Raw genomic sequence first — 22,005 nt, 5'->3', positions numbered from 1 at the left:
CCCCCCCCCCCCCCCCCCCCCCCCCCCCCCCCCGGCCCCGCCCCCCCCCCCCCCCCCTCCCGCGTGTAACCGGGTTTTTCCGGGTTACAGGGGCGGATTGCGGGAGTTTGCCGCTTGCAGCCGGGTTTTTCCGGGTTACAGGGGTGGATAGCGGAAATTTGCCGCGTGTAACCGGGTTTTTCCGGGCCTCTGGTTCCGACTCGGCTTGCTTGCTCGACTGAGCCGCCTGCCCCTTGCCTCCCCGATGCCCGGAATTTCCGTTCAACCGCTCCATAATAATGCTTTTTGGGCACAACGACATATGCTATAATGTTTAGCATTATGCAAATGTTTTAACTTGAGGAGTGAAGGACCGTTGGCTTTGATCGTGATGAAATTCGGCGGAAGCTCCGTTGGAACCACCGAGCGGATGGGACGCGTCGCGCAGCGGATCGTAGACAAGAAGCTGAGAGGCAATCGCGTCGTCGTCGTCGTTTCCGCGATGGGGGACACGACCGACGATTTGATCGACAAATCGAAGGAAATCAACGATAATCCGCCCGCGCGGGAGATGGATATGCTGCTCACCACCGGCGAGCAAATCTCCGTCGCGCTGCTCTCTATGGCGATCCATAAGCTCGGCCATCAAGCGAAATCCGTTACCGGCTGGCAGGCGGGCATACGGACCGAAGCGGTTCACGGCAAGGCCCGGATTACCGATATCGCCCCGGACCGGCTGCATCGAGCGCTGGACGAAGGGAACATCGTGATCGTCGCCGGCTTCCAGGGGATGACCGAAGACGGCGAAATCACGACCTTGGGACGTGGCGGATCGGACACGACGGCCGTTGCGCTCGCGGCTGCCATCAAGGCGGACGTCTGCGAGATTTACACGGACGTTGACGGCATCTATTCGACCGATCCGCGCGTCGTCAAATGCGCCCGTAAGCTGGATTCCATCTCGTATGACGAAATGCTCGAACTGGCGAACCTGGGAGCGGCCGTTCTGCATCCCCGCGCCGTCGAATACGCGAAACACCACAACGTGAATTTGGTCGTGCGTTCCAGCTTTACGGAAAACGAAGGAACGCTCGTGAGGGAGGAAGCGGAAATGGAACAAGGGGTCGTCGTACGCGGCATCGCATATGACAAGAACGTGGCTCGAATCAGCATTCTCGGCGTCCAGGACGTTCCGGGCGTGCTGGCCAAAATTTTCACCGCGCTGGCGGAAGCCGGCATCGACGTCGATATCATCGTGCAAAGCGGCGTCCAAAACGGCAAAGCGGACTTTTCGTTCACGGTTTCCCTTACGGACCGTCCGCGCGCCATGGACGTGATCGGCGGCATCCGGGCGGCGGTTCCGTACGACGAGGCGACATATGAAGAAAACCTTGTCAAAGTCTCGATCGTAGGCGCGGGCATGGTTTCCAATCCCGGCGTCGCGGCCCGCATGTTCGATGCGATCTCCAAGCTCGGCGTCAGCATCAAAATGGTCAGCACGTCCGAAATCAAGGTTTCTTGCGTCATCGCGGCCGAACCGCTCCACGACGTCGTTCGCGCGCTTCACACGGCTTACGGGCTCGATACGGCGGACACGGCGTTCGTCGGCGGCCCTCAAGAACGCCGTTAATCATCTTAAGAACACGACAACCCGCAACCCTCCGGATTCGCGTACTCCAGGCGATTCGGAGGTTTTTCATTTTCCGGGCTCCCGGTCGTCAAGACCATTTGCCGGCGATCAGCTGCGCGATTTTCAGAATCAAAGCCGTCAGTCCCGCGGCCATCAGGGGACCGACCGGGATTCCTCTCAGAAAGACGATGCCGATGATGGAACCGATCACAAGGCCGACGATGAGCTGGGGGTCGATTTTAAGCAGGTCAAGGCCTTTGCTGTTCAGATAAGTCGCGATCGCGCCTCCGAACAGCGCGACCCAGCCGGTCCAGCTGGTGAAAGCCGCCAGGACGTCCTTCACTTGCATCCTTCCCGAAGCGAAAGGGACGAGTACGGCCAACGTGAGGAACAGCAGGCCGAATTCCAGTCCGCGGCGCTCGATGACCGGCAGGAAACGCTGAAAATGGATCAGCTTGACGATCAGCAGGAGACAGGCAGCCGTCGTGATGATCGGGGAACGGCCCAGCAGGCCGATGATGATGAGAGCGACGAGTACGATTTCACCGTTCATCTGAAGCAGCACGCTCCCGGAAACAGATTGGCGAAGCCGCGGCCCGAATGCGGCGCTTGGTACCACGATATGGAACAAGCCTTCGGTTTAGAACGCCAAAGCCCCGCGAATCGGATCGATCCGCGGGGCTTCTGAATGCCCGTCAAATGAAGTAGTCGGAAAAAGCGCCGTTCAGCTCGAAGGTATCGGAGCGCAATCCGCGCCTCATCGTTTCCAGCGCCATGACGTCCTGAACCGGAATGTTCCCCAAGTTGACTTCGGGGCCGATCGATTTGATCAGCGCCACTTGCTGTTCTTTCAGCGGCGCCTCCCACAGAATGCGTTTCCGGTTGGGAACGACCCGCAACATTTCCGCGAGCGTTTGCTCCCGGCACGTCCCCCGCTCGTCGAAGAGTCCGACGCCGATCCCGGATTCCCTCGCTTCCACCGTGACCAGCTCCGCTCCGGCGAGAAAGTCCCTCTCCGCCGTCTCCGCGAAAGCCGTGACGTCGATCCGCGATCCAAGTATCTTTTTCCCATATTCCGTGAACACCCGAAGGCCGAGCCCGGACGCGTCCCGGATCAGTTCGTCCCGCCGTTCGCGCGGCAGCTCGATCGTGCCGTCGGACACTTCGATACCGTCGAAGCCGAAGGCCAGCACTTGTCGGAAAAAGGCGGGAACGACGTCGCGCGTGACGGCGGCTTCCAGCAGCGTGCCGCCCGGAATGACCGTGATCCGGTTGCGTTTGGCCGTATCGATCTTACGCTCCAGCATTTCGGCCGGATAAAGCGGCGACGTTCCGAATCCGAGCTTGACGATGTCGATATACTCGCCGGACGCGGCCATCAAATCCTCGAACGCATGCAATCCCAGGCCCTTGTCGATCACCATCGTGATACCTTCGCTGCGGGGTTTGCCGGGCCGGCGTCCGCTTGGGTCCGAGAGAGCCCCGGGCCATTTGAGGTTGGCGGTTATTTCCATGTTCTACGCTCCTCGTTGGTCTGCAAGGTGAAATATCAAAAGCAATATATGCAAATGCCCATTCGCGGGTTCCCCGGGCGCCCTTAAAAGTAGACAAGTTGGCGGGAGCGTCCGCATAAACCTAATAAAAACAAACGATGCGAGGAGGGGGAATATGGACAAGGCAGCTTTCGGCATGGCGATTCTGAGGCTTCTGTCCGGCAGCATCGAACTTACGGCGGCGATCGTCATGATCCGGCTGAACAATGTCGAGAAAGCGCTCGTGGTCAATTCCATGCTGGCGCTGGTCGGACCGCTGGTTCTGATCTCCACGACGGCGATCGGGCTCGTCGGCCTGTCGGACAAGCTCTCGCCGGCTAAATTCCTATGGATCATGGCGGGAGTCGGCTGCTTGCTGATCGGCATTCTCCGCAAAGGATGAGAGGCCGGAAGCCGCTCGGGAAGGCATAAACGGAATGTCCAAGCATACATATGAAAAAGCAAAGGACAACTTCTGCCGGAAAGGGGGTTTGACGGTTGGCGCCAACGTTGCCGGATTTGTTCGTTCATCCCTTGAGAGGCGTTCTGGAACGGCTTCCGGCGCATGCCGGCGCGACGCTGGAGGAAATCCGCGTCCGGGAGAACCGGCCGCTCGAAATCGGCTATGCGGGCCGCCATTCCTTCGTTAGGCCCGACGGAACGCTGACGACGGAATACCGGCAGGCGTACTCGCCGGGGAGAGAAGATTGCCGGGCTTTGCTGGAACGGGTTACCAATCATTCCTTATACGCGGTCGAAGAAGAATTGAGAAGGGGGTACATCACCGTGGGCGGGGGCCATCGGGTCGGATTGGCCGGACGTGCGGTGCTTGACCGGGGGGCGGTTGCCCATCTGAGGGACATCGGGGGATTCAACGTCAGGATTGCCCGCGCCCGGACGGGGTGCGCGTCGGACTTGCTGCCGGGCATTCTCGACCTCCCCGCCCGAACGGTCAAGCATACGCTGATCGTCTCGCCTCCGCAGCAAGGCAAAACGACGTTGCTTCGCGATCTGGTGCGCAGCGTCAGCGCGGGAGAATGGCATCATCCCGCGGCAGCCGGGTGGGGCGGCCGGAAGGTGGGCGTCGTGGACGAAAGGTCGGAAATCGCGGCATGCGAAGCGGGCGTGCCTACGTTCGATCTCGGCCCCCGGTGCGACGTACTGGACGCTTGCCCGAAAGCGGAAGGAATCATGATGATGATCCGTTCCCTCTCGCCCGATGTCGTGGCCGTAGACGAAATCGGCAGGCCCGAGGACGCGGCGGCGCTCAGGGAAGCGCTGCATGCCGGCGTGCGAGTCCTGGCCACCGCCCATGCTTCCGGCCTGGAAGACTTGTTCGCGCGGCCGGTGCTGTCAGGGCTGGCCGAGGAAGGCGTTTTCGGGGCTTACGTATTTCTTGCCCGTACGGGATCCAAGGTAGAGCATCGCATCGTATCCGCGGAGAATGCTGCCCGGGAGATCAAAGCCCGCCCGAAGCCGGCGATCCGTTCTCCGGACAGCCTGCCTGCGGAGAGGCGGGGCTTATGATGCAATGGGCCGGAGCGATGCTCGTATTGTTCGCCGGAACGATGATCGGTTTCATGCAGGCGGCCCGTTTCGCGGCAAGACCCCGCCAGATCCGCCAGTTGCTCCACGCGCTCCAGCGGCTGGAGACGGAAATCCAATACGGCCAGACACCCTTGCCGGCTGCGCTTTCGCGGTTGTCGGGAATCGTGCCGCCACCGGTGTCGGGGCTCTTCGCGGAAATATCCGCGGACTTGTCGGTTCGATCGGGGATTACCGTTCGCGAAAGCTGGGAACGGGCGATCGAGGCCGGCTGGAGCCGGACGGCGATGAAGCGGCCCGAGCGCGAGGCGCTCGCGCGTTTGGGAGCCACGCTGGGCGGGAGCGGGCGTGAAGACCAACTGAAACACGTACGGCTCGCGATGCTCCAGCTTCAGGCGGAAGAAGCCGCGGCCCGGGACGAACAGCAGCGCTACGAGAAAATGAGCCGGAGCTTAGGGATGCTCGGTGCCGCGTTAGTGGTGATTCTCATGCTTTAAGCTTTGCTCTTCCTGGGGGCTCCCCCAAAAGTAATCGGAATCATCTGCGGAGGCCATCGTCACTTTTGGGGGATGATCCATGACTATTGATGTCAGCACCATATTCCAAATCGCCGGCATCGGCATCATCGTCGCCATGATCCACACGGTGTTGAAGCAGATGGGCAAAGAAGACATGGCGCACTGGGTCACCGTCATCGGATTCGTCGTCGTTCTGTTCATGGTGGTGAGGCTGCTTAACGATCTTTTCCAGGAAATCAAAACGATTTTCCTTTTCCAGTAGGTGAGAACGGTGGACATCCTGCAGGTCGTCGGCATCGCGTTTCTCGCAACCGTGCTCATTCTCGTGATCCGGGAACAAAAACCGATGTTCGCCTTCTTGCTCGCGGTGTTTACCGGAGTAGGGATTTTCCTGGCGCTCATCGGGAAGATCGGCGACGTCGTCTCGGTGCTCGAGGACTTGGCCGCCCGTTCCGGCATTCCTTCCGTTTACTTGAAGACGATGCTGAAAATCATCGGAATCGCCTATATCGCGGAATTCGGCGCGCAAATCGTACGGGACGCGGGACTGGAAAGCATCGCTTCGAAAATCGAATTCGCGGGGAAAATGCTCATCCTGGTCATGGCGATTCCCATCATCAGCGTGATCGTCGAAACGGTGCTCAATTTGCTGCCGGCGTGATCGCGGTCCGCCAGACGGGAGGGAGACCATGCGCCGAATATCCGTCAACGTTCTCTTGATTCTGCTGCTGCTGACTCTGGCCGTACCGGCCGCCGCGGCGGCAGCGCAAGTCTCCGAAACGCCCGGAGCCCCGGATTCCGAACCCGTGCAGGCGAATCCCGAGGGGGAGGCGGGAAGCTTCGTTTCGGAGCTCGCCCGGAAGCAGTCGCGGGAAATGGAAATGAAGGAAATCGAGAAGTACTGGGAAGATCTGAAGTCGCGTTACGGAGGTTACTTCCCGGAGGGCAAGCTCCCGGAAATCCGGCAGCTGATGTTCCCGGAAGGGAAGCCCTGGAGCCTGGGCCAAGCGATGTCCGGACTTCTCCGCTTCTTCCTGCACGAGGTGCTCTACAGCGGCAAACTGCTGGTCACGATCGTGCTGCTCGCGGTATTCACGATGATCCTCGAGACGATGCAGACGGCGTTCGAACGCAATGCCGTCAGCAAGGTCGCCTACGCGATCGCTTACCTGGTCCTGCTGATTCTCGCGGTCAACAGCTTCCGAACGGCGACTTCGTATGCGGGGGAAGCGATTCGGAACATGGTCCAATTCATGCTGGCGATGGTTCCGCTGCTGCTCACCTTGCTCGCGGGAACGGGCAGCGTGGCGTCGGTGGCGGTGCTTCATCCGCTGATCGTGTTCATGATCCATACGGTCGGCACGTTCATCCACCTGTTCGTGTTTCCGCTGCTGTTTTTTTCCGCGGTCCTCCATCTCGTCAGCTCGATCAGCGACCGCTACAAGGTGACGCAGCTGGCCAATCTCCTGAGGAATGTCGGGGTCGGCGTCATGGGCCTCATGTTCACGGTCTTTCTCGGCGTTCTCTCCATCCAGGGAGCCGGCGGGGCCGTCGCCGACGGGGTGGCGCTGCAAACCGCCAAATTCGTGACGGGAAACTTCGTCCCCGTCGTCGGCCGAATGATTTCCGACGCCGCCGATACGGTTCTGTCGGCCAGCCTCCTCGTCAAGAACGCGGTCGGGCTCTCCGGCGTCATCGTCCTTTTGTTTCTGTGCGCGTTCCCTGCCGTGAAGGTCATGACGCTTGCGCTCATTTACCACGTATCCGGGGCGGTGCTCCAGCCGCTCGGCAATTCCCCGATCGTCGCTTGCCTGCAGACGATCGGCAAGACGCTGATCTACGTATTCGCCGCTTTGGCCGCGGTAGGCTTGATGTTCTTCCTGGCCATCACCATCATCCTGACCGCGGGCAATGCCGCCCTGATGATCCGGTAGCGGGAGAAGGGCCGGGTCCGGAAAGGAAGTGCGGACGTGGGACTGATGGAGGGATTGTCGGGCTGGCTGAAGCAGATTGTCGCCGTCGTGCTGCTCGCGGGGATCGTCGACCTGCTGCTCCCCAACCGGACGATGCAGCGGTACGTCCGGCTGGTGGCGGGACTGTTCGTCCTGCTGACGATCGCGACCCCGCTGCTCCAATGGGTCCGGAGCGATTTCGGAAGCAAGCTGGCCGACGGACTCGTGCAGACGGAATCGGCGTCGCAGGCTTCCGCGGGCGAGCTTGACCGGATCCAGGCCGAAGGACGGAAATGGAGAGAGAGGCAGCAGGAGGAAGCGGCAGGCGTGGTGGCGGCACGGCTTCAGGAAGCGATCCGCGCGGACGTGGAACGGAGCGAAGGGCGCAAAGTCGGAGAAGTCCTCGTTCAAGTGGAGCGGTCGGCGAACGGACTGTACGAGGTCCGGGACGTGACCGTCACGTTGACGAAGCAGCCGGCCGGCGCGGACGCGAATGCGCAGGCTTCGCCGGAACCTGCGCCGGTCGCGAAGGTGGAGCCGGTCGCCCCGGTCATCGTGGAGAGCCCGCAGGAATCCCGTTCGGAAGGGCGCAACGAGACCGATACCGCGGAGCCGGACCGGGAAACCCGCGGGCGGGTCGCGAGCCTGATCGCCGCGAGGTACGGAATTCCGGAAGAGCGGGTGCAGGTGGTGGAAGCCGAACCGGCGGATAACAGGAGGTGAGCGCATGGCCAAGTGGCTGGAGCGGTTGGAGACGTTTATCGGCGGCGGAACGGGCGGCGGCCGGAGAATCAAGACGTTCCGGTGGCTCGTCCTGCTCGGGCTTATCGGGGCCGCCCTGCTGCTGGCCTCCTCGCTCCTGCAAGTGAAACCCGTGGATCCCCGGGACCAGTCGGAAATCACGCCCCCGGGCGACCAGGACGCCCCTCTGGACCAAGAGACGTTCCGGGGGGGCGGGGACAAAGGCGATCCGTTCTCCGAGATCGAATCGCAGCTGGAGGGCAGGCTCAAGGATCTGCTGGAAACGATGGTGGGCGTCGGCAGCGTGAACGTGCTCGTCACCGTCGAATCGACGGAGGAGACGGTCGTTCAGCAGGACGAGAAAAAAACGCAGCAGCTGACGAACGAATCGGATAAGAACGGAACGAGCCGCCACATTACCGACATCACCTCGGAAGGCCAGGTCGTCCTGTACGAAGTGTCGGGAGGGCAAGCGCCCATCGTCGTCAAGAAGCTGAAGCCGCGGGTGCGCGGCGTGGTCGTCGTCGCCAAGGGAGCGGAGAACGCCACGGTCCGCAAGATCATTCAGGAAGCCGTGTCCCGGGGGCTGGACGTTCCGACGCACCGGATATCGGTCGTGCCGAGAAAAACCTGATTCAAACCAACAGGGAGGATGGAAACATGAACAACAAGCGTCAAACGATTTGGCTGGTGTCGATGCTCAGTCTGATGGTGATTTTGTCCGCGTACTACCTGTTTACGGAGGACGTGACGCCGGCGCAGAACGCCAGCGGCACCAAGCAGCAGACGGAAGTGCAGGACAGCGCCGGCAGCGCGAACGGGATCCAGGTTACCGAGGAGGATCCGGCATCCGCCGGCCCGACCGACACATCGGCGGCCGGTAGCAAGGATGAATCCGCGGCCGGTACCGCGGGCAGCACCGACAGCGGCCAGAAGGAAGCGGCGGACGGCGCGCAAACGGAGCAATCGGCGGACGGCGGGAGCGTCTCCCCGGAAGACGAAGCGGTGCTGAAGGATTATACGAACCTCAAAGGCAACGCGTACTTCACCGAGTTGCAGCGGCTCCGCAGAGAGAATTTCGACCGGGAGAACGAGAAGCTGACCGCCATCATCGCCGATACGAAGAATCATTCGCAGGAAGAGGCATCTTCGGCCGCGGAAGAACAGGCGCGACTGGAGGAGACGGACAGCCGCATGACCAGCCTGGAAGAGAAGCTGCTGCAGGATTACGACAACGCCGTCGTGACCGAAGAGGACATGAACTTCAAAGTCGTGGTGCAGGCCACCAAGCTGGAGAAGAAGGAAGCGGTGAAAATCATCGACCTCGCCGCGCAGGAATTGAAAGTTCCGCCCAGCCGCCTGACCGTTCAATACGTCAAATAACCTGCAACTGGCCGCCGAACCTCCCGACCGCCGATTCCGGCATCGGGAGGTTTCGACTTCCGAGAATAGGACGATGCAGCCGTTTTACTTGTCTAGTCACTTTCTGCGCAGTATGGTAGAATCAGGACATACTCCAGAATGAGGTGATCATCGGGTGATCGGACGCAGCGGCAATCCGACATTAAACGACAAAACGTTCGAGCAAGTGCAAGGGCACTACGGACCGGATGCGATGACTTTGGAAGGAACGGTGAACAAGTCGTTCATCACGCTGGCGATTCTGCTCGGCGCGGCTTTCTGCACGTGGGCCATGTATTTCCGCGGGGAGAACGTCATCCCTTACGCGATCGGCGGCGCGATCGGCGGGTTGATCCTTTCCCTGATCATCAGCTTCAAGCCATCTGCCTCGCGCGTGCTCGTACCGGTATATGCGGCGCTCGAGGGGCTGTTTCTCGGAGCTTTGTCCGCTAACTATGAAGCGAAATTCGACGGGATCACGCTGCAGGCGGCTATGCTGACGATTGCCGTGTTCCTGGGACTGCTGCTCGCCTATAAATCGAGGCTGATCCGCGCGACGGAGAACTTCAAGCTAGGCGTCGTCGCGGCCACGGCCGGCATCGCGATCGTCTACCTGATCAACTTCGTGCTGTCGTTCTTCGGGATGAATGTGCCGTATTTGCACGACAACGGCTTGATCGGAATCGGCATTTCGCTCATTATCGTCGCGGTTGCGGCGCTGAACCTCGTGCTGGATTTCGATTTCATCGAATCCGGGGTTCAGCAAGGGGCGCCCAAGTACATGGAATGGTACGGGGCGTTCGGGTTGCTCGTTACGCTCGTATGGCTCTATATCGAAATGCTCCGGCTGCTCGCCAAATTGCGCAGCCGAGATTGATTCCGCCTTACGGAATCCTGCGGGGAAGGCGCGCTTACGCTTAGGCGGAGCGCGCCTTTGTTCATGCGGCCGTTCCGTTTCCCGACCTTTCCATTTCAGGCGATTGTGGTATAATGGTTCCGTTATGGGATCGTACGAGCCGTGATCGATGCGGTCTCTTCATTTGCCCGACCCCGAAACCAAGGAGTGGACCTGATGTTCAAGCTCAGCGAAATCAAAGAATTGATCAAATTGGTGGACCAAACGACCGTGCACGAAGTGGAAATCGAAAACGAAGGCATGCGCCTCGCGATCCGCAAGCCGGGCCGTACGGAAGTGGTGAACGTGCAGACCGCGCCGATCGCCCATACATACGTCCCCGCGGCTCCAGTTCCGGCTCCTGCGGCTCCCGCTGCCGCGCCGCAGCCCGAATCCGCAGCGCCCGCAGCCGATACGGCAGGCCTGCACCGCATTACCTCCCCGATGGTCGGCACCTTCTATCGCTCGCCTTCCCCGGATGCCGCGCCGTTCGTGAACGTCGGCGACCGCGTGGGCGAGAAAACCGTCGTCTGCATTTTGGAGGCGATGAAGCTGATGAATCCGCTCGAAGCGGAGGTCAAAGGCCAAATCGTCGAAATCCTGGTCGAGAACGGCCAATTGGTCGAATTCGGCCAACCGCTGTTCCTCGTCAAAGCGGAATAACCGCGGTCGCCCAGGATAAAGGAGGATTTACCCTTTGAAATTTCATAAAGTATTGGTGGCCAACCGCGGCGAGATCGCCGTTCGCATCATCCGCGCCTGCCGCGAGCTGGGAATCGCGACCGTGGCCGTCTATTCGGAAGCCGACCGCGAATCCCTGCACGTCCGGCTGGCCGACGAAGCCTATTGCATCGGACCGACCGCGTCCAAAGACAGCTATTTGAACTTGACCAACATCATGAGCGTCGCCACCCTGACCGAATGCGACGCCATCCACCCGGGTTACGGGTTCCTTTCCGAAAACGCCGATTTCGCCGAAATATGCGAAACGTGCAATATTACGTTCATCGGTCCTTCCGCGAGCGCGATCAGCCGGATGGGCGACAAGTCGGTGGCCAAGCAGACGATGAAAGAAGCCGACGTGCCGGTCATCCCCGGTTCCGACGGGCTCGTGGAGGATATCGACGAAGCCGTCCGCGTCGCGCGCCGAATCGGCTATCCGGTCATCATCAAAGCGACGGCAGGCGGCGGCGGACGCGGCATCCGGCTGGCGGACGACGAGGAGATGCTCATCCGGGAAATCACGACCGCCCAGCAGGAAGCCCAGAAGGCGTTCGGCAACCCGGGCGTGTACCTGGAGAAATACTTGACCGGCATGAAGCACGTGGAAATCCAGATCATCGCCGACAAACACGGCAACGTCTGCCATTTGGGCGAACGCGACTGCTCGGTTCAGCGCCGCCGGCAGAAGCTGGTCGAGGAAGCCCCATGCCCGGTCATGACGCCCGCACTTCGCGAGCGGATGGGGCAGGCGGCGGTGCGCGCCGCCCGCGCCGTCGATTACTCCGGGGCGGGGACGATCGAGTTCCTGCTCGGCGCCGACGGCCAGTTCTATTTCATGGAAATGAACACGCGGATCCAGGTCGAACACCCGGTGACCGAAATGATCACGGGCATCGATCTGATCAAGGAAATGGTCGCCATCGCCGAAGGGGAGCCGCTTTCTTTTACGCAAGAGGATGTCCGTTTCGACGGTTGGGCGATCGAATGCCGCGTCAACGCAGAGGATCCCGACCGCAATTTCATGCCGTCTCCGGGACGCATCGGCTTCTACTTGCCGCCGGGTGGACCGGGCGTGCGGGTGGACAGCGCGGCTTACCCGAATTATCTGATCTCGCCGCATTACGACTCCATGATCGCCAAGCTGATCGTGTGGGGGCCGACGCGGGACGAAGCGATCGCGAGAGCGCGCCGCGCGCTGGGAGAATTCATGATCGAAGGCGTCAAAACGACGATTCCGTTCCACCAGAAGCTGCTGGAGCATCCCGTTTTCGCGAAGGGGACGTTCGATATCAAGTTCCTGGAAGAGCACGACCTGAACGCCTCGCCGGAGCAGGACGAACAGGCTTGACCGCGGCCAAGCGTTTGTCATAATTATCCGGTAATGCTATAGTAATAATAACGAGGGCATAAGGCCCGCACCTGAGAGTCTCGGACGGATGGAGGTGGAGTAACGCTTGGAAACGATAGCCCCCGATTACGAAAGAACGGTCTTGGGCACCATCGAAATCGCGCCGGAAGTCATCGAAGTGATCGCCGGTCTCGCGACGGTGGAGGTGGAAGGCGTTGCGGGCATGAGCGGCGGAATTTCCTCGGGGATCGGGGAACTGCTCGGCCGCAAGAATTTGTCCAAGGGCGTGAAGGTAGAGGTCGGGCAGCGGGAAGCGGCCGTCGATGTTTCAATCATCGTGCAGTATGGACGGCGCATTCCCGAGATTTCGGCGGAGATCCAGCGCAACGTCAAACGGTCGATCGAAATGATGACAGGGCTGAACGTGGTCGAAGTGAACGTGCATGTCCACGACGTGCATTTCAAGACGGCCGAGAGGCCCGATGAAGAGGAAACGAACATTAGAGTCCGATAACGCCGCCGGCTCCCGAGCTCGCGCGCAAGGCCTCGAACGGGCCGGTTACCGAAGTCCTCCCGCGGGGAATTCCTGGCGAATTCTCCGCAGAGGACTTTCGGCAGTTTGTAATTGGGATTCGGGGAGCTAAGTTCGGAATCGCAGAAAAAGTATTCGGGAATACCCTCTCTGGGTTTCAGGGGGCTCCCCCAGAAGTAACCGGAATAAGCTTCTAAGCATATCTTCACTTTTTGGGGTTTAGTAGGGGGGACGCTCAGTTGATCAGAATGTTGGACAGGCTGCTGCTATTTTTATACAGCATTGCGATCGGGGCCGCCTCGGTCATCGCGATCGTCGCGGCAAGCGGAGGATTCTCGGCTTCTTTCTTGCATGATTTCGTAACCGAGTTCTCGGGCGGAAATCGATCCATCCAAGGAGCGGTCATCGGAGCAGCCATCGTCATCCTGCTGGTCAGCCTGCGGTTTTTCATCGTTTCCGTGCGGCGCGGAGGCGCTTCCACTCCGTCTATCAATCAGCGGACGGAGCACGGCGATATCCGCATTTCCGTGGAGACGGTTGAGAATCTTGCCTTGAAAGCGGCTTCTCGCACGCGCGGCGTGAAGGATCTGAAGGCACGCGTCCGCGTGACCGAATCGGGACTTACCATTTTGATCCGGGCGTTCGTGGACGGGGAAGGTTCAATACCGGCGTTGTCCGAGGAGATGCAGCGTACGGTGTCCCTGCAAATCGAAGAAGCGACGGGCATTCCGGTTGCCGAAGTATCCGTATTTATTGCCAACGTGCTGGGGGCGCAGGCAACCTTCAAGAGCCGCGTGGAATAGGAGGGACCGGCCATGTGGAAACCGTGGTGGGACACCTATGGCGGGCGTGCGTGCGGCGTCGCGGCGGGATTGTTTTTCGGTTTCGTCTATTTGTTCAGCGGTTTCTGGGATATGCTGTTTATCGCATTGCTGGTCGGCATCGGCTTCTGGGTCGGCAAGCAGAAGGACGAGAACCGGGGGCCGCTTCTGCCTTGGGACCGCTTGACGGACTGGGTGACGGACCGTTGGCCCTGGTCCCGCTGAAAGCCCTGTGAAGCGTTCTGGCTTCGGGGAGGGCGGAATCCGCTGCGGCGGCTTCCGCGATCCTAAGCGGAAGAACGGGTCATAGGTTTTTTTGTTTTCAAGCATTCCCATACTAGGATAATGGAAGGCATGTCGCACAGGGCCGAACGGAGGACGCATGAAACGTAGATTGGCAAGGGAAATCGCGGTCTCGAGCTTATACCAAATGGAAATGAACGGGGTTTCGGGCGACGAAGCCGTGAATATGGTGATGGAAGAAGCTCGACAAGAGAATGAAATCGGCGCCGATGTAGGAGAACTCGCGGCCGTCGACGCGTTCACGCGGGAGCTGGTGGAAGGAGTATCCTCGCGCAAGGAAGAACTGGACCGCCGGTTGGCCTCGTATTTGACGGGGTGGCAGGTGGACCGTCTGTCGCGCGTCGACCGGCAGATCCTTCGGCTCGCCGCCTACGAATTGGATTACCGGGACTTGCCTCCGAAAGTTGCCGTGAATGAAGCGATCGAGCTGGCGAAGCATTTCGGGTTGGAAGAGTCCGGCAAGTTCGTCAACGGGGTGCTCGGCCGGATGATCCGGGAGAAAGAGAAACGATCGGGGGAAGGGGAAGCCGAATGAGCGCGCAAATCATTAACGGCAAACAGATCTCGGAATCGATCCGCGAAGAAATCCGCAGCGAGGTCCGGGAGCTCGCGGAGAAGGGCATCAGGCCTGGTCTTGCGGTCATTCTGGTAGGAGATGACGCGGCCTCGCAAGTCTATGTCCGGAACAAGGCCAAAGCCTGCGAAGAGCTGGGCTACCACTCGGAAGTCATCCGGATGCCGGCCGAGACGACCCAAGCCGGTCTGCTCGGCATGGTCGAACGCTGCAATGCGGATCCCGCCATTCACGGGATTCTCGTCCAGCTTCCGCTTCCGAAGCATCTGGCGGAGAAACCGGTGATCGATGCGATTTCGGTGCGGAAGGACGTCGACGGATTCCATCCCGTCAGCGTCGGGAATTTGATGATCGGCGATGACGCGCTGCTCCCCTGCACGCCGTCCGGCGTGATCGAGCTGCTCAAGCGGTCCGGCCATTCCCCGGCGGGCAAACATGCCGTCGTGATCGGCCGAAGCAACATCGTGGGCAAACCGGTGTCGATGCTGCTGCTCCGGGAGAACGCGACGGTGACGATGTGCCATTCCCGCACGCCCGACTTGCCGGAAATCGCGCGGCAAGCAGACATTCTGGTCGTCGCGGTCGGCGTCGCCAAGATGGTGAAGGCCGACTGGGTGAAACCGGGCGCGGTCGTGATCGACGTGGGCATGAACCGGCTGGAGAACGGCAAACTCGCCGGAGACGTCGATTACGACGACGTGGCGCCGAAGGCGGGCTGGATTACGCCGGTGCCCGGCGGAGTCGGGCCGATGACGATCACAATGCTGATGGCCAACACGCTGAAGGCGTGCAAACGCGCGAACGGGATCGGCTGAATGGCCGGCGGAAAAAGACCGGTCGGCACGACGAGACGATCGGAAAATCGGCAATAAACATGAGGCATAGCGGAGGTGAGGGCGTGGAGCAGGCGAAGGTCCTCAGCATCCGGGACGTCAACCGGTATATCAAGATGAGGCTGGAAGGCGATCCGGGACTTCAGGACATCTGGCTGAAAGGCGAAATATCGAATTTCACGCGCCATTCCAGCGGACACATGTATTTCACGCTGAAGGATGAGAGCGGCCGCCTCAAATGCATCATGTTCGCCTCCTACAACCAACGGCTCCCGTTTGCCCCGAAGGACGGCATGAAGGTGCTGGCGCGGGGAGGCGTTTCCGTTTACGAACGGGACGGCGCCTATCAATTCTATGCGACGGCGATGCAACCGGACGGGATCGGAAGCTTGTACCTCGCATTCGAACAACTGAAGAAGAAGCTCGAATCCGAGGGTCTGTTCTCCGAAGCGCTGAAACGTCCGATCCCCAGGTTTCCGAAAGCGATCGGCGTGATCACGTCTCCGACAGGCGCCGCCGTCCGGGACATTCTGATCACGCTCCAGCGGCGGCATCCTTCGGTTCCCGTCCTCCTGCATCCGGTATCGGTGCAAGGGACGTCGGCCGCTCCTTCGATCGTCAAGGCGATCGAAACGATGAACCGGCTCGCGGAGGTCGACGTCATGATCGTCGGCAGAGGCGGCGGTTCCCTGGAGGAGCTGTGGGCATTCAACGAGGAGGCGGTCGCGCGCGCGATCCGGGCATCCTTGATTCCGATCATCTCGGCGGTCGGGCACGAAACGGATTTCACGATCGCCGACTTCGTCGCCGATTTGAGGGCGGCGACGCCGACCGCTGCCGCCGAGCTGGCGGTGCCCCATGCGGGGGAGCTGCGCCAGCATCTGTTTCACCTGCAGCAGCGCATGGGGAAATCGCTGCGGCTGCTTGCCGGCAAAGTGAGGGAACGTTGGCAGCATGCCGCCCGTTCGCCGTATTTCACCCAGCCGCGCCGTACGCTGCTCGCGCAGGCGGAACGGCTCGACCGGCTCCGCGACCGGTTGGTCTACCGCGCCCAGGCCCAGACCGGACGAGCCCAGGAACGGCTCGCACGGCTAAGCGGCAGGCTCGCGGCATCAAGCCCGACGGAGCAGGCCGGATTCGCCCGCAAGCGGCTGACGGCCGCGCGGCGTTCCATGGAGCTGGCGATGGCGGGGACGCTCCGCGATTCGCAGAGCCGGTACGCTTCCCTCATTCGTCAGTTGGACGCGCTGAGTCCCTTGAAGGTGATGGGGCGGGGCTACAGCCTGGTGTATGACGAGCGGCAGAAACGATTGATCCGTTCCATAGGGGACGTGCAGCCCGGCGATCTCGTCCGGGTCCGGCTTGCGGACGGACGGCTGGATTGTCAAGTTTGGGGGATTCAAGGGGAGGAAGAAACGAATGGCTGAAGAGCATGGGGTGAAGCCGTCCGCGGCCGGGGGTACGCCGAACGGAACGACGTTCGAGCAAGCGATGGAACGGCTGGAAGCGATCGTCGCGAAGCTGGAGAGCGGGGACGTTCCGCTCGAAACCGCCATCGAGCTGTTCCAGGAAGGCATGTCGCTGTCCCGCCTGTGCGGTCAGAAGCTGGAGCAGGTGGAACGGCGCATCGAAATGCTCGTGGAAGGCGAATCCGGAGGACTGGGGCGCAAGCCGTTCGCCCCTTCCAGGGAAGAAGGAAACGGCGACTGAAGGGGAGTAAGCGTGACAACTTCGGAACAGCTCAAATCTTATTTGACAGACAGAAGGTCCCTGATCGAGGATGCCCTTAGGCAGGCGATTCCGGCGGCGTGGAACATTCCCGCGAAGCTCAGGGAAGCCGCAGAATATTCGCTGCATGCCGGGGGCAAACGTCTCCGTCCGGTGTTCGTGCTCGCCGCGGCGGAAAGCGTGACGGCAGACGCGCAAGCGGTCCATCGCGCGCTTCCGTTCGCCGTCGCGGTCGAAATGGTCCATACGTACTCGTTGATCCACGATGACTTGCCCGCGATGGACGACGACGATTTCCGCCGCGGACGGCCCACGAACCACAAAGTTTACGGAGAAGCGATGGCGATTCTGGCGGGCGACGGCCTGCTGACGCATGCGTTTTACGCGGCATCCGGCGCATCGGCATCCGGCGTGCCTCCGGCAAGGACGCTCGCGGTCGTCGCGGAGCTCGCCCGGTATGCCGGTTTGCCCGGCATGGTCGGCGGACAGGCCGCGGACATGTTGGGGGAGCAAGGCATCACGACGCTTGCGCAGCTCGAATCCATCCATTTGCACAAAACCGCGGATTTGATCTCCTTTTCCTTGAGGGCTGGCGGCCATGCGGCGGAAGCGGACGACAAACAGCTGGATGCGCTCGGGCTGTTCGGCCGGAACGTCGGGCTTGCATTTCAAATCCAGGACGACATCCTCGATTTGACCGGAGACGAAACCAAGCTTGGAAAACCGGTCAAAAGCGACGAAAAACAAGCGAAGGTCACCTATCCTTATTTGATCGGCCTGGAAGAAAGCCGCAAACGGGTGGTCAAGCTGACGGCGGAAGCCAAAGAAGCGGTGGCCGGCGCCGGATTGGCCGATCCCGGGCGGCTGCTCGCCATTGCGGATTACATCATGTCCAGAGACCATTAAAGTCCGGGCAACAGACGGCGCGAAATTCTCCGAAGCGGGAGTTTGGCGCCGTTTGTCGTCATTGGGCATGGATTTGCGAATTATGGTATAATAACGGAATCACGGAAATCCCGTCTGGGAGAAAGCGGGGAACATCATTGCTGCTGGATCGGATCGACAGCCCAGCTGAATTGAAGAAACTGTCATTGCCCGATCTTCCGCTGCTGGCGGAGGAAATTCGGCAATTCCTGATCGAGAAGCTGTCCGTAACGGGCGGCCATCTCGCACCGAATCTGGGCGTGGTGGAGTTGACGCTGGCGCTCCATTATCTGTATAACAGCCCCGAAGATAAATTTATTTTCGACGTAGGGCACCAAGCTTACGTTCATAAGATATTAACCGGCCGCAAGGACCGGTTCGATTCGCTGCGCCAGAAGGACGGGTTGTGCGGCTTCGTCAAGCGCAGCGAGAGCGAGCATGACGTCTGGGAAGCGGGTCACAGCAGCACTTCCCTGTCGGCCGCGATCGGCATGGCGATCGCCCGCGATTTCCGCGGCGGCACGAACAAGGTCATCGCCGTCATCGGCGACGGTGCCCTAACCGGCGGCATGGCGCTGGAAGCGCTCAATCACATCGGACATGAGAAACGCAACTTGACGGTCGTTCTGAACGACAACGAAATGTCGATCGCGCCGAACGTCGGGGCGATCCACAATTATCTGGGCAAGGTCCGTTCGGACAAGACTTACCGCAAAGCCAAGGACGAGTTGGATTGGCTGCTTCGCAAGGTGCCCGCGATCGGAGGCAAGCTTGCCAAAACCGCGGAGCGCGTCAAGGACAGCCTCAAATACATGATGACTCCGGACGGCATGCTGTTCGAGGAATTCGGCCTGAAATATTTCGGACCGGTCGACGGCCATGACATCCATAAGCTGCTGGAAGCGTTCCGCCAGGCCGACAACGTGCAGGGGCCGGTTCTCATCCACGTGCTGACGACCAAAGGCAAAGGCTATACCCATGCCGAGCAGGATTCCCACAAGTGGCACGGCATTACGGGTTCTTACAAAATCGAATCCGGCCAGGTGATCAAACCGGTCGGCCCGCCGATGTACACGGAAGTGTTCGGCAACACGCTGATCGAACTCGCCCGGCAAGACGACCGGATCGTGGCGGTCACCCCGGCGATGCCCGGAGGGTCGGGCTTGCTCGGCTTCGCCGCCAAGTTTCCCGGCCGCATGTTCGACGTGGGCATCGCCGAGCAGCATGCCGCGACAATGTCGGCCGCGCTCGCCATGGAAGGCATGAAGCCCGTGTTCGCCGTTTATTCCACGTTCCTGCAGCGCGCATACGACCAAGTCGTTCACGATATTTGCAGGCAGAACCTGAACGTCGTGTTCGCGATCGACCGGGCCGGTTTCGTCGGCTCCGACGGGGAGACGCACCATGGCGTCTACGATATCGCGTTCCTGCGTCACATTCCGAACCTGGTGCTGATGATGCCGAAGGACGAAAACGAGCTGCGGAACATGCTGTACACGGCCGTCCGTTACGATGACGGTCCCATCGCCGTCCGGTACCCGCGCGAACAGGGACAAGGCGTCGCGTATGATCCGGAACCGTCGCTCATTCCCATCGGATCCTGGGAAACGTTGCGCGAGGGCGATTCTGCGGCCATTCTGGCGATCGGCCCGATGGTGAAAGTCGCGGAGGAAGCCTCCGAATTGCTGAAGCGAGACGGACTGAACGTGCGGGTGGTGAACGCCCGATTCGTGAAGCCGCTGGACGAAGCGACGCTCGCCCGCCTGGCGAACGAAGGGCTGCCGATGCTCGTGCTGGAGGAAGGTTCCGAGCAGGGGGGACTGGGCGGAGCGGTTCTGGAATTTTACGCGAGGGAAGATTTCCGCAACGCGGCCGTTCAGCTTGCGGGCGTTCCGGACGTATTCGTCGAGCACGCCTCGATCAAGGAGCAGCGCCAGGAATGCGGCCTTACGGCCGAGAATGTCGCGAACCGCCTCCGCGCGGCTGCCGTCCGTCCGAGACAGCGGGCCACATGACGGATAAATCGACGGCCAAAGAGCGGCTCGACGTGCTGCTAGTGGAGCAGGGTTACTTCGAAAGCCGGGAAAAAGCGAAGGCCGCGATCATGGCGGGACTGGTCTGGCTAGGCTCGGAAAGGGTGGACAAAGCCGGGACGAAAGTGCCGAGGGATGCCGAGCTTACGGTGAAGGGCGCTCCGCATCCTTATGTAAGCCGAGGCGGCCTGAAGCTGGAGAAAGCGCTCCGCGCCTTCGCCATCGACCTGAAGGGCGCGGTGATGCTGGACATCGGCGCTTCCACCGGAGGGTTCACCGACTGCGCGCTGCAGCATGGCGCATCGATGGTATACGCGATCGACGTCGGCTACAATCAGCTCGATTGGTCGCTGCGGCAGAACGATCGCGTTCGCGTCATGGAACGGACCAATTTCCGCCACATGACGCCCGAACAGCTCGAGGGTCCCGTTCCCGGGTTCGCCTCCATCGATGTCTCGTTCATTTCATTGAAGCTGATTTTACCGCCGCTGGCCGCCATGCTCGCGGTAAACGGCGGAACGGTCGCCCTGATCAAACCCCAATTCGAAGCCGGACGCGAGCAAGTGGGCAAATCGGGCGTCGTACGGGATCCGAAGGTCCATGTTTCCGTGCTTCGGGAAGTGCTGGCGTTCGCGGACGGGATCGGATTTTCGCTGCAGGATCTCACCTATTCTCCGATTACCGGCGGTGAGGGGAATATCGAATTTCTCGCGTATTGGAAGAAGACGGGCCTGCCGCGAGGCGAATCTTGGCTTGCCGGTCCCCTTGCCGCGATGATCGAAACGGTCGTGGAGCAAGCCCACGGAACCTTCCGAAACGCATGATTTCATTTTCCGGATAGAACCGGAACTGCCGAAGAACGGCCGGAAGTCGGTTCGTCGTCGGCGGTTCCGTTTTTTTGTTGCGTTCCGGAAAAAGGAAATTGGCTGCATCGGGGCGAATGATCATGTGACGGGCCGTAACTGCACGAACAATCTCCATGGAGAAAAAAGGTCCCGTGGAGAGGTGGATCCGTTGGGAAGGTTCGGAGATTGGCTGCTCCTGCTGCTCGCGGCTGGCTTCAGCGTCTGGTGGCTGCTCCGCCGTTTCGATCGCTGGCTCCATGAACCGCCAGGCAAACGGCTGCGCCGCTTGGCCCAGCATGGCGGGGTGGTGCCGGACGAGGCGGTGGCATTACTGCAGGAGAACGGCTTCGAGGTATTGTCGGGGAAGCACCGGATTCCGCTCGGCGTCGCCGTCGATGACGGGCCTGTGCAAACGACGAGACTGTATTTCGATTATCTGGTGTGCAAGGAAGACAAATATTATCTGGTCAAGCTGGAAAGGGCGAGGCAGCCGATGGATTGGACGGCCAGCGGCCTTCGCGAGCGCCTGCTCGCGTACGCTCTCCTGTTTCCGGATTGCGAAGGCATTATCGTGGCCGATCCCAAAGACAAGCTGGTGCGGACGGTTCGATTCCAAGTGGAGGATGACGAAGAATGAAAGGACAACGGCAACGCAAAATTCGGGAGTTGATCGGGTCGCGGGAAATCGAGACCCAGGAGGAGCTCGTCGAAGCGCTGGGCGAAGCGGGCATGCAGGTCACGCAAGCCACCGTATCGCGCGATATCAAAGAGCTTCAGCTGATTAAAGTGCCGCTCGAGGACGGGCGGTACAAATATTCGATGCCGCAGGATCAACGCTACAATCCGGCCCACAAGCTGAAACGGGCGCTGCTTGACCATTTTGTGGCGACGGAATCGGCGGAAAACTTGGTCGTCGTGAAATGCTTGCCCGGAACGGCCAACACGATCGGCTCGCTTGTGGACGGCATGGATTGGCCGGAAATCATCGGCTCCATCAGCGGCGACGATACGACGCTGCTGATTTGCCGTACGAAAGATCAGGCCGCGATCGTCGTCGGCAAAATCCATGAGATGCTTCGCTAAAGAAGGATATCGGCGGGATCGCGTTATTTGACCGATGCTGTTCATGCAGGGAAGTGGAGGGGATA

Annotated in this window: 27 protein-coding genes; 25 read left to right on the top strand and 2 right to left on the bottom strand. The window is 60.6% G+C overall.

All coding sequences use genetic code 11. From position 1 onward, the window contains the following. The first annotated feature begins 355 nt into the window (after positions 1–355). On the top strand, positions 356–1,609 hold the full coding sequence (locus GE107_RS12100) for an aspartate kinase (protein WP_219640212.1): 1,254 nt from the start codon (positions 356–358) through the stop codon (positions 1,607–1,609). Between the two features lie 88 nt (positions 1,610–1,697). On the opposite strand, the gene GE107_RS12095 is transcribed toward GE107_RS12100, so the two are convergent. Both GE107_RS12095 and comA read right to left on the bottom strand, forming a co-directional pair. Next, entirely contained in the window at positions 1,698–2,162 is a 465-nt protein-coding gene (locus GE107_RS12095) for a DUF441 domain-containing protein (protein WP_219640211.1), read from the bottom strand. A gap of 142 nt (positions 2,163–2,304) precedes the next feature. Beyond that, positions 2,305–3,123, bottom strand: coding sequence for a phosphosulfolactate synthase (comA, locus tag GE107_RS12090; RefSeq protein WP_219640210.1), 819 nt, complete (start codon positions 3,121–3,123; stop codon positions 2,305–2,307). A gap of 154 nt (positions 3,124–3,277) precedes the next feature. Here comA and GE107_RS12085 point away from each other — a divergent pair, with 154 nt between their 5' ends. From GE107_RS12085 to ahrC, 24 genes are all read left to right on the top strand, one after another. Beyond that, positions 3,278–3,544 carry a YqhV family protein gene (locus GE107_RS12085; RefSeq protein WP_219640209.1) on the top strand — a complete coding sequence of 89 codons (267 nt, stop codon included), beginning with the start codon at positions 3,278–3,280 and terminating at the stop codon, positions 3,542–3,544. Between the two features lie 95 nt (positions 3,545–3,639). Further along, positions 3,640–4,668: a stage III sporulation protein AA gene (gene spoIIIAA / locus GE107_RS12080; protein WP_219640208.1), complete on the top strand. Its 1,029-nt coding sequence runs from the start codon at positions 3,640–3,642 to the stop codon at positions 4,666–4,668. After that, positions 4,665–5,183 (top strand): stage III sporulation protein SpoIIIAB, encoded by a 519-nt coding sequence (gene spoIIIAB / locus GE107_RS12075; RefSeq protein WP_219640207.1) that lies wholly within the window; start codon positions 4,665–4,667, stop codon positions 5,181–5,183. Before spoIIIAA ends, spoIIIAB begins: the two co-directional genes overlap by 4 nt. A gap of 79 nt (positions 5,184–5,262) precedes the next feature. Continuing rightward, complete coding sequence (gene spoIIIAC / locus GE107_RS12070) at positions 5,263–5,466, top strand: stage III sporulation protein AC (RefSeq protein WP_219640206.1); 204 nt, start codon at positions 5,263–5,265, stop codon at positions 5,464–5,466. 9 nt (positions 5,467–5,475) lie between these two features. After that, positions 5,476–5,865: a stage III sporulation protein AD gene (spoIIIAD, locus tag GE107_RS12065; RefSeq protein ID WP_219640205.1), complete on the top strand. Its 390-nt coding sequence runs from the start codon at positions 5,476–5,478 to the stop codon at positions 5,863–5,865. 28 nt (positions 5,866–5,893) lie between these two features. After that, positions 5,894–7,138, top strand: coding sequence for a stage III sporulation protein AE (gene spoIIIAE, locus GE107_RS12060; RefSeq protein ID WP_219640204.1), 1,245 nt, complete (start codon positions 5,894–5,896; stop codon positions 7,136–7,138). A gap of 45 nt (positions 7,139–7,183) precedes the next feature. After that, a complete protein-coding gene (locus GE107_RS12055) occupies positions 7,184–7,879 on the top strand; it encodes a stage III sporulation protein AF (protein ID WP_255570425.1) in 696 nt (231 codons plus the stop codon). Positions 7,880–7,883: 4 nt separating this feature from the next. Beyond that, positions 7,884–8,531 (top strand): stage III sporulation protein AG, encoded by a 648-nt coding sequence (gene spoIIIAG, locus GE107_RS12050; protein WP_219640202.1) that lies wholly within the window; start codon positions 7,884–7,886, stop codon positions 8,529–8,531. Between the two features lie 26 nt (positions 8,532–8,557). Beyond that, positions 8,558–9,280 (top strand): SpoIIIAH-like family protein, encoded by a 723-nt coding sequence (locus GE107_RS12045; protein ID WP_219640201.1) that lies wholly within the window; start codon positions 8,558–8,560, stop codon positions 9,278–9,280. A gap of 154 nt (positions 9,281–9,434) precedes the next feature. Beyond that, positions 9,435–10,175: a Bax inhibitor-1/YccA family protein gene (locus GE107_RS12040; RefSeq protein WP_219640200.1), complete on the top strand. Its 741-nt coding sequence runs from the start codon at positions 9,435–9,437 to the stop codon at positions 10,173–10,175. A 195-nt stretch (positions 10,176–10,370) separates the two neighbouring features. After that, the gene (accB, locus tag GE107_RS12035) at positions 10,371–10,856 is read left to right on the top strand and encodes an acetyl-CoA carboxylase biotin carboxyl carrier protein (protein ID WP_219640199.1); all 486 of its coding nucleotides are present in this window, start codon (positions 10,371–10,373) and stop codon (positions 10,854–10,856) included. A gap of 34 nt (positions 10,857–10,890) precedes the next feature. Beyond that, a complete protein-coding gene (accC, locus tag GE107_RS12030) occupies positions 10,891–12,264 on the top strand; it encodes an acetyl-CoA carboxylase biotin carboxylase subunit (protein WP_219640198.1) in 1,374 nt (457 codons plus the stop codon). 106 nt (positions 12,265–12,370) lie between these two features. After that, positions 12,371–12,778: an Asp23/Gls24 family envelope stress response protein gene (locus GE107_RS12025; RefSeq protein ID WP_219640197.1), complete on the top strand. Its 408-nt coding sequence runs from the start codon at positions 12,371–12,373 to the stop codon at positions 12,776–12,778. Between the two features lie 257 nt (positions 12,779–13,035). Further along, complete coding sequence (gene amaP / locus GE107_RS12020; protein WP_219640196.1) at positions 13,036–13,599, top strand: alkaline shock response membrane anchor protein AmaP; 564 nt, start codon at positions 13,036–13,038, stop codon at positions 13,597–13,599. 12 nt (positions 13,600–13,611) lie between these two features. Beyond that, positions 13,612–13,842, top strand: a complete 231-nt coding sequence (locus GE107_RS12015; protein ID WP_219640195.1) for a DUF2273 domain-containing protein — start codon at positions 13,612–13,614, stop codon at positions 13,840–13,842. A gap of 157 nt (positions 13,843–13,999) precedes the next feature. Next, positions 14,000–14,455 (top strand): transcription antitermination factor NusB, encoded by a 456-nt coding sequence (gene nusB / locus GE107_RS12010; RefSeq protein ID WP_219640194.1) that lies wholly within the window; start codon positions 14,000–14,002, stop codon positions 14,453–14,455. Next, on the top strand, positions 14,452–15,309 hold the full coding sequence (gene folD / locus GE107_RS12005) for a bifunctional methylenetetrahydrofolate dehydrogenase/methenyltetrahydrofolate cyclohydrolase FolD (protein ID WP_219640193.1): 858 nt from the start codon (positions 14,452–14,454) through the stop codon (positions 15,307–15,309). The genes nusB and folD overlap by 4 nt, the downstream gene beginning before the upstream one ends. Before the next feature lie 59 nt (positions 15,310–15,368). Further along, entirely contained in the window at positions 15,369–16,754 is a 1,386-nt protein-coding gene (gene xseA / locus GE107_RS12000; protein WP_219640192.1) for an exodeoxyribonuclease VII large subunit, read from the top strand. Next, entirely contained in the window at positions 16,747–17,037 is a 291-nt protein-coding gene (gene xseB, locus GE107_RS11995; RefSeq protein ID WP_219640191.1) for an exodeoxyribonuclease VII small subunit, read from the top strand. Before xseA ends, xseB begins: the two co-directional genes overlap by 8 nt. A gap of 12 nt (positions 17,038–17,049) precedes the next feature. Then, entirely contained in the window at positions 17,050–17,961 is a 912-nt protein-coding gene (locus tag GE107_RS11990) for a polyprenyl synthetase family protein (protein WP_219640190.1), read from the top strand. 137 nt (positions 17,962–18,098) lie between these two features. Then, positions 18,099–19,994: a 1-deoxy-D-xylulose-5-phosphate synthase gene (gene dxs, locus GE107_RS11985; protein WP_219640189.1), complete on the top strand. Its 1,896-nt coding sequence runs from the start codon at positions 18,099–18,101 to the stop codon at positions 19,992–19,994. After that, on the top strand, positions 19,991–20,836 hold the full coding sequence (locus GE107_RS11980) for a TlyA family RNA methyltransferase (RefSeq protein WP_219640188.1): 846 nt from the start codon (positions 19,991–19,993) through the stop codon (positions 20,834–20,836). Before dxs ends, GE107_RS11980 begins: the two co-directional genes overlap by 4 nt. A gap of 190 nt (positions 20,837–21,026) precedes the next feature. Next, positions 21,027–21,494, top strand: a complete 468-nt coding sequence (locus GE107_RS11975; protein ID WP_219640187.1) for a hypothetical protein — start codon at positions 21,027–21,029, stop codon at positions 21,492–21,494. Next, positions 21,491–21,940, top strand: a complete 450-nt coding sequence (gene ahrC / locus GE107_RS11970) for a transcriptional regulator AhrC/ArgR (protein WP_219640186.1) — start codon at positions 21,491–21,493, stop codon at positions 21,938–21,940. Before GE107_RS11975 ends, ahrC begins: the two co-directional genes overlap by 4 nt. Positions 21,941–22,005 lie beyond the last annotated feature (65 nt).

Source organism: Cohnella sp. CFH 77786, assembly GCF_019400745.1.
Lineage (GTDB): Bacteria > Bacillota > Bacilli > Paenibacillales > Paenibacillaceae > Cohnella.
This window is presented reverse-complemented; position numbering and strand designations above follow the sequence as displayed.

Coding starts and splice junctions, on each gene's coding strand:
- ahrC (WP_219640186.1), top strand. CDS start 21,491: ATGAAAGGACAACGGCAACGCAAAATTCGGGAGTTGATCGGGTCGCGG.
- GE107_RS11980 (WP_219640188.1), top strand. CDS start 19,991: ATGACGGATAAATCGACGGCCAAAGAGCGGCTCGACGTGCTGCTAGTG.
- xseA (WP_219640192.1), top strand. CDS start 15,369: ATGAGGCATAGCGGAGGTGAGGGCGTGGAGCAGGCGAAGGTCCTCAGC.
- GE107_RS12055 (WP_255570425.1), top strand. CDS start 7,184: ATGGAGGGATTGTCGGGCTGGCTGAAGCAGATTGTCGCCGTCGTGCTG.
- accB (WP_219640199.1), top strand. CDS start 10,371: ATGTTCAAGCTCAGCGAAATCAAAGAATTGATCAAATTGGTGGACCAA.
- GE107_RS12085 (WP_219640209.1), top strand. CDS start 3,278: ATGGACAAGGCAGCTTTCGGCATGGCGATTCTGAGGCTTCTGTCCGGC.
- GE107_RS12015 (WP_219640195.1), top strand. CDS start 13,612: ATGTGGAAACCGTGGTGGGACACCTATGGCGGGCGTGCGTGCGGCGTC.
- xseB (WP_219640191.1), top strand. CDS start 16,747: ATGGCTGAAGAGCATGGGGTGAAGCCGTCCGCGGCCGGGGGTACGCCG.
- GE107_RS12045 (WP_219640201.1), top strand. CDS start 8,558: ATGAACAACAAGCGTCAAACGATTTGGCTGGTGTCGATGCTCAGTCTG.
- GE107_RS12095 (WP_219640211.1), bottom strand. CDS start 2,162: ATGAACGGTGAAATCGTACTCGTCGCTCTCATCATCATCGGCCTGCTG.
- spoIIIAE (WP_219640204.1), top strand. CDS start 5,894: ATGCGCCGAATATCCGTCAACGTTCTCTTGATTCTGCTGCTGCTGACT.
- spoIIIAC (WP_219640206.1), top strand. CDS start 5,263: ATGACTATTGATGTCAGCACCATATTCCAAATCGCCGGCATCGGCATC.
- spoIIIAB (WP_219640207.1), top strand. CDS start 4,665: ATGATGCAATGGGCCGGAGCGATGCTCGTATTGTTCGCCGGAACGATG.
- comA (WP_219640210.1), bottom strand. CDS start 3,123: ATGGAAATAACCGCCAACCTCAAATGGCCCGGGGCTCTCTCGGACCCA.
- nusB (WP_219640194.1), top strand. CDS start 14,000: ATGAAACGTAGATTGGCAAGGGAAATCGCGGTCTCGAGCTTATACCAA.
- spoIIIAG (WP_219640202.1), top strand. CDS start 7,884: ATGGCCAAGTGGCTGGAGCGGTTGGAGACGTTTATCGGCGGCGGAACG.
- folD (WP_219640193.1), top strand. CDS start 14,452: ATGAGCGCGCAAATCATTAACGGCAAACAGATCTCGGAATCGATCCGC.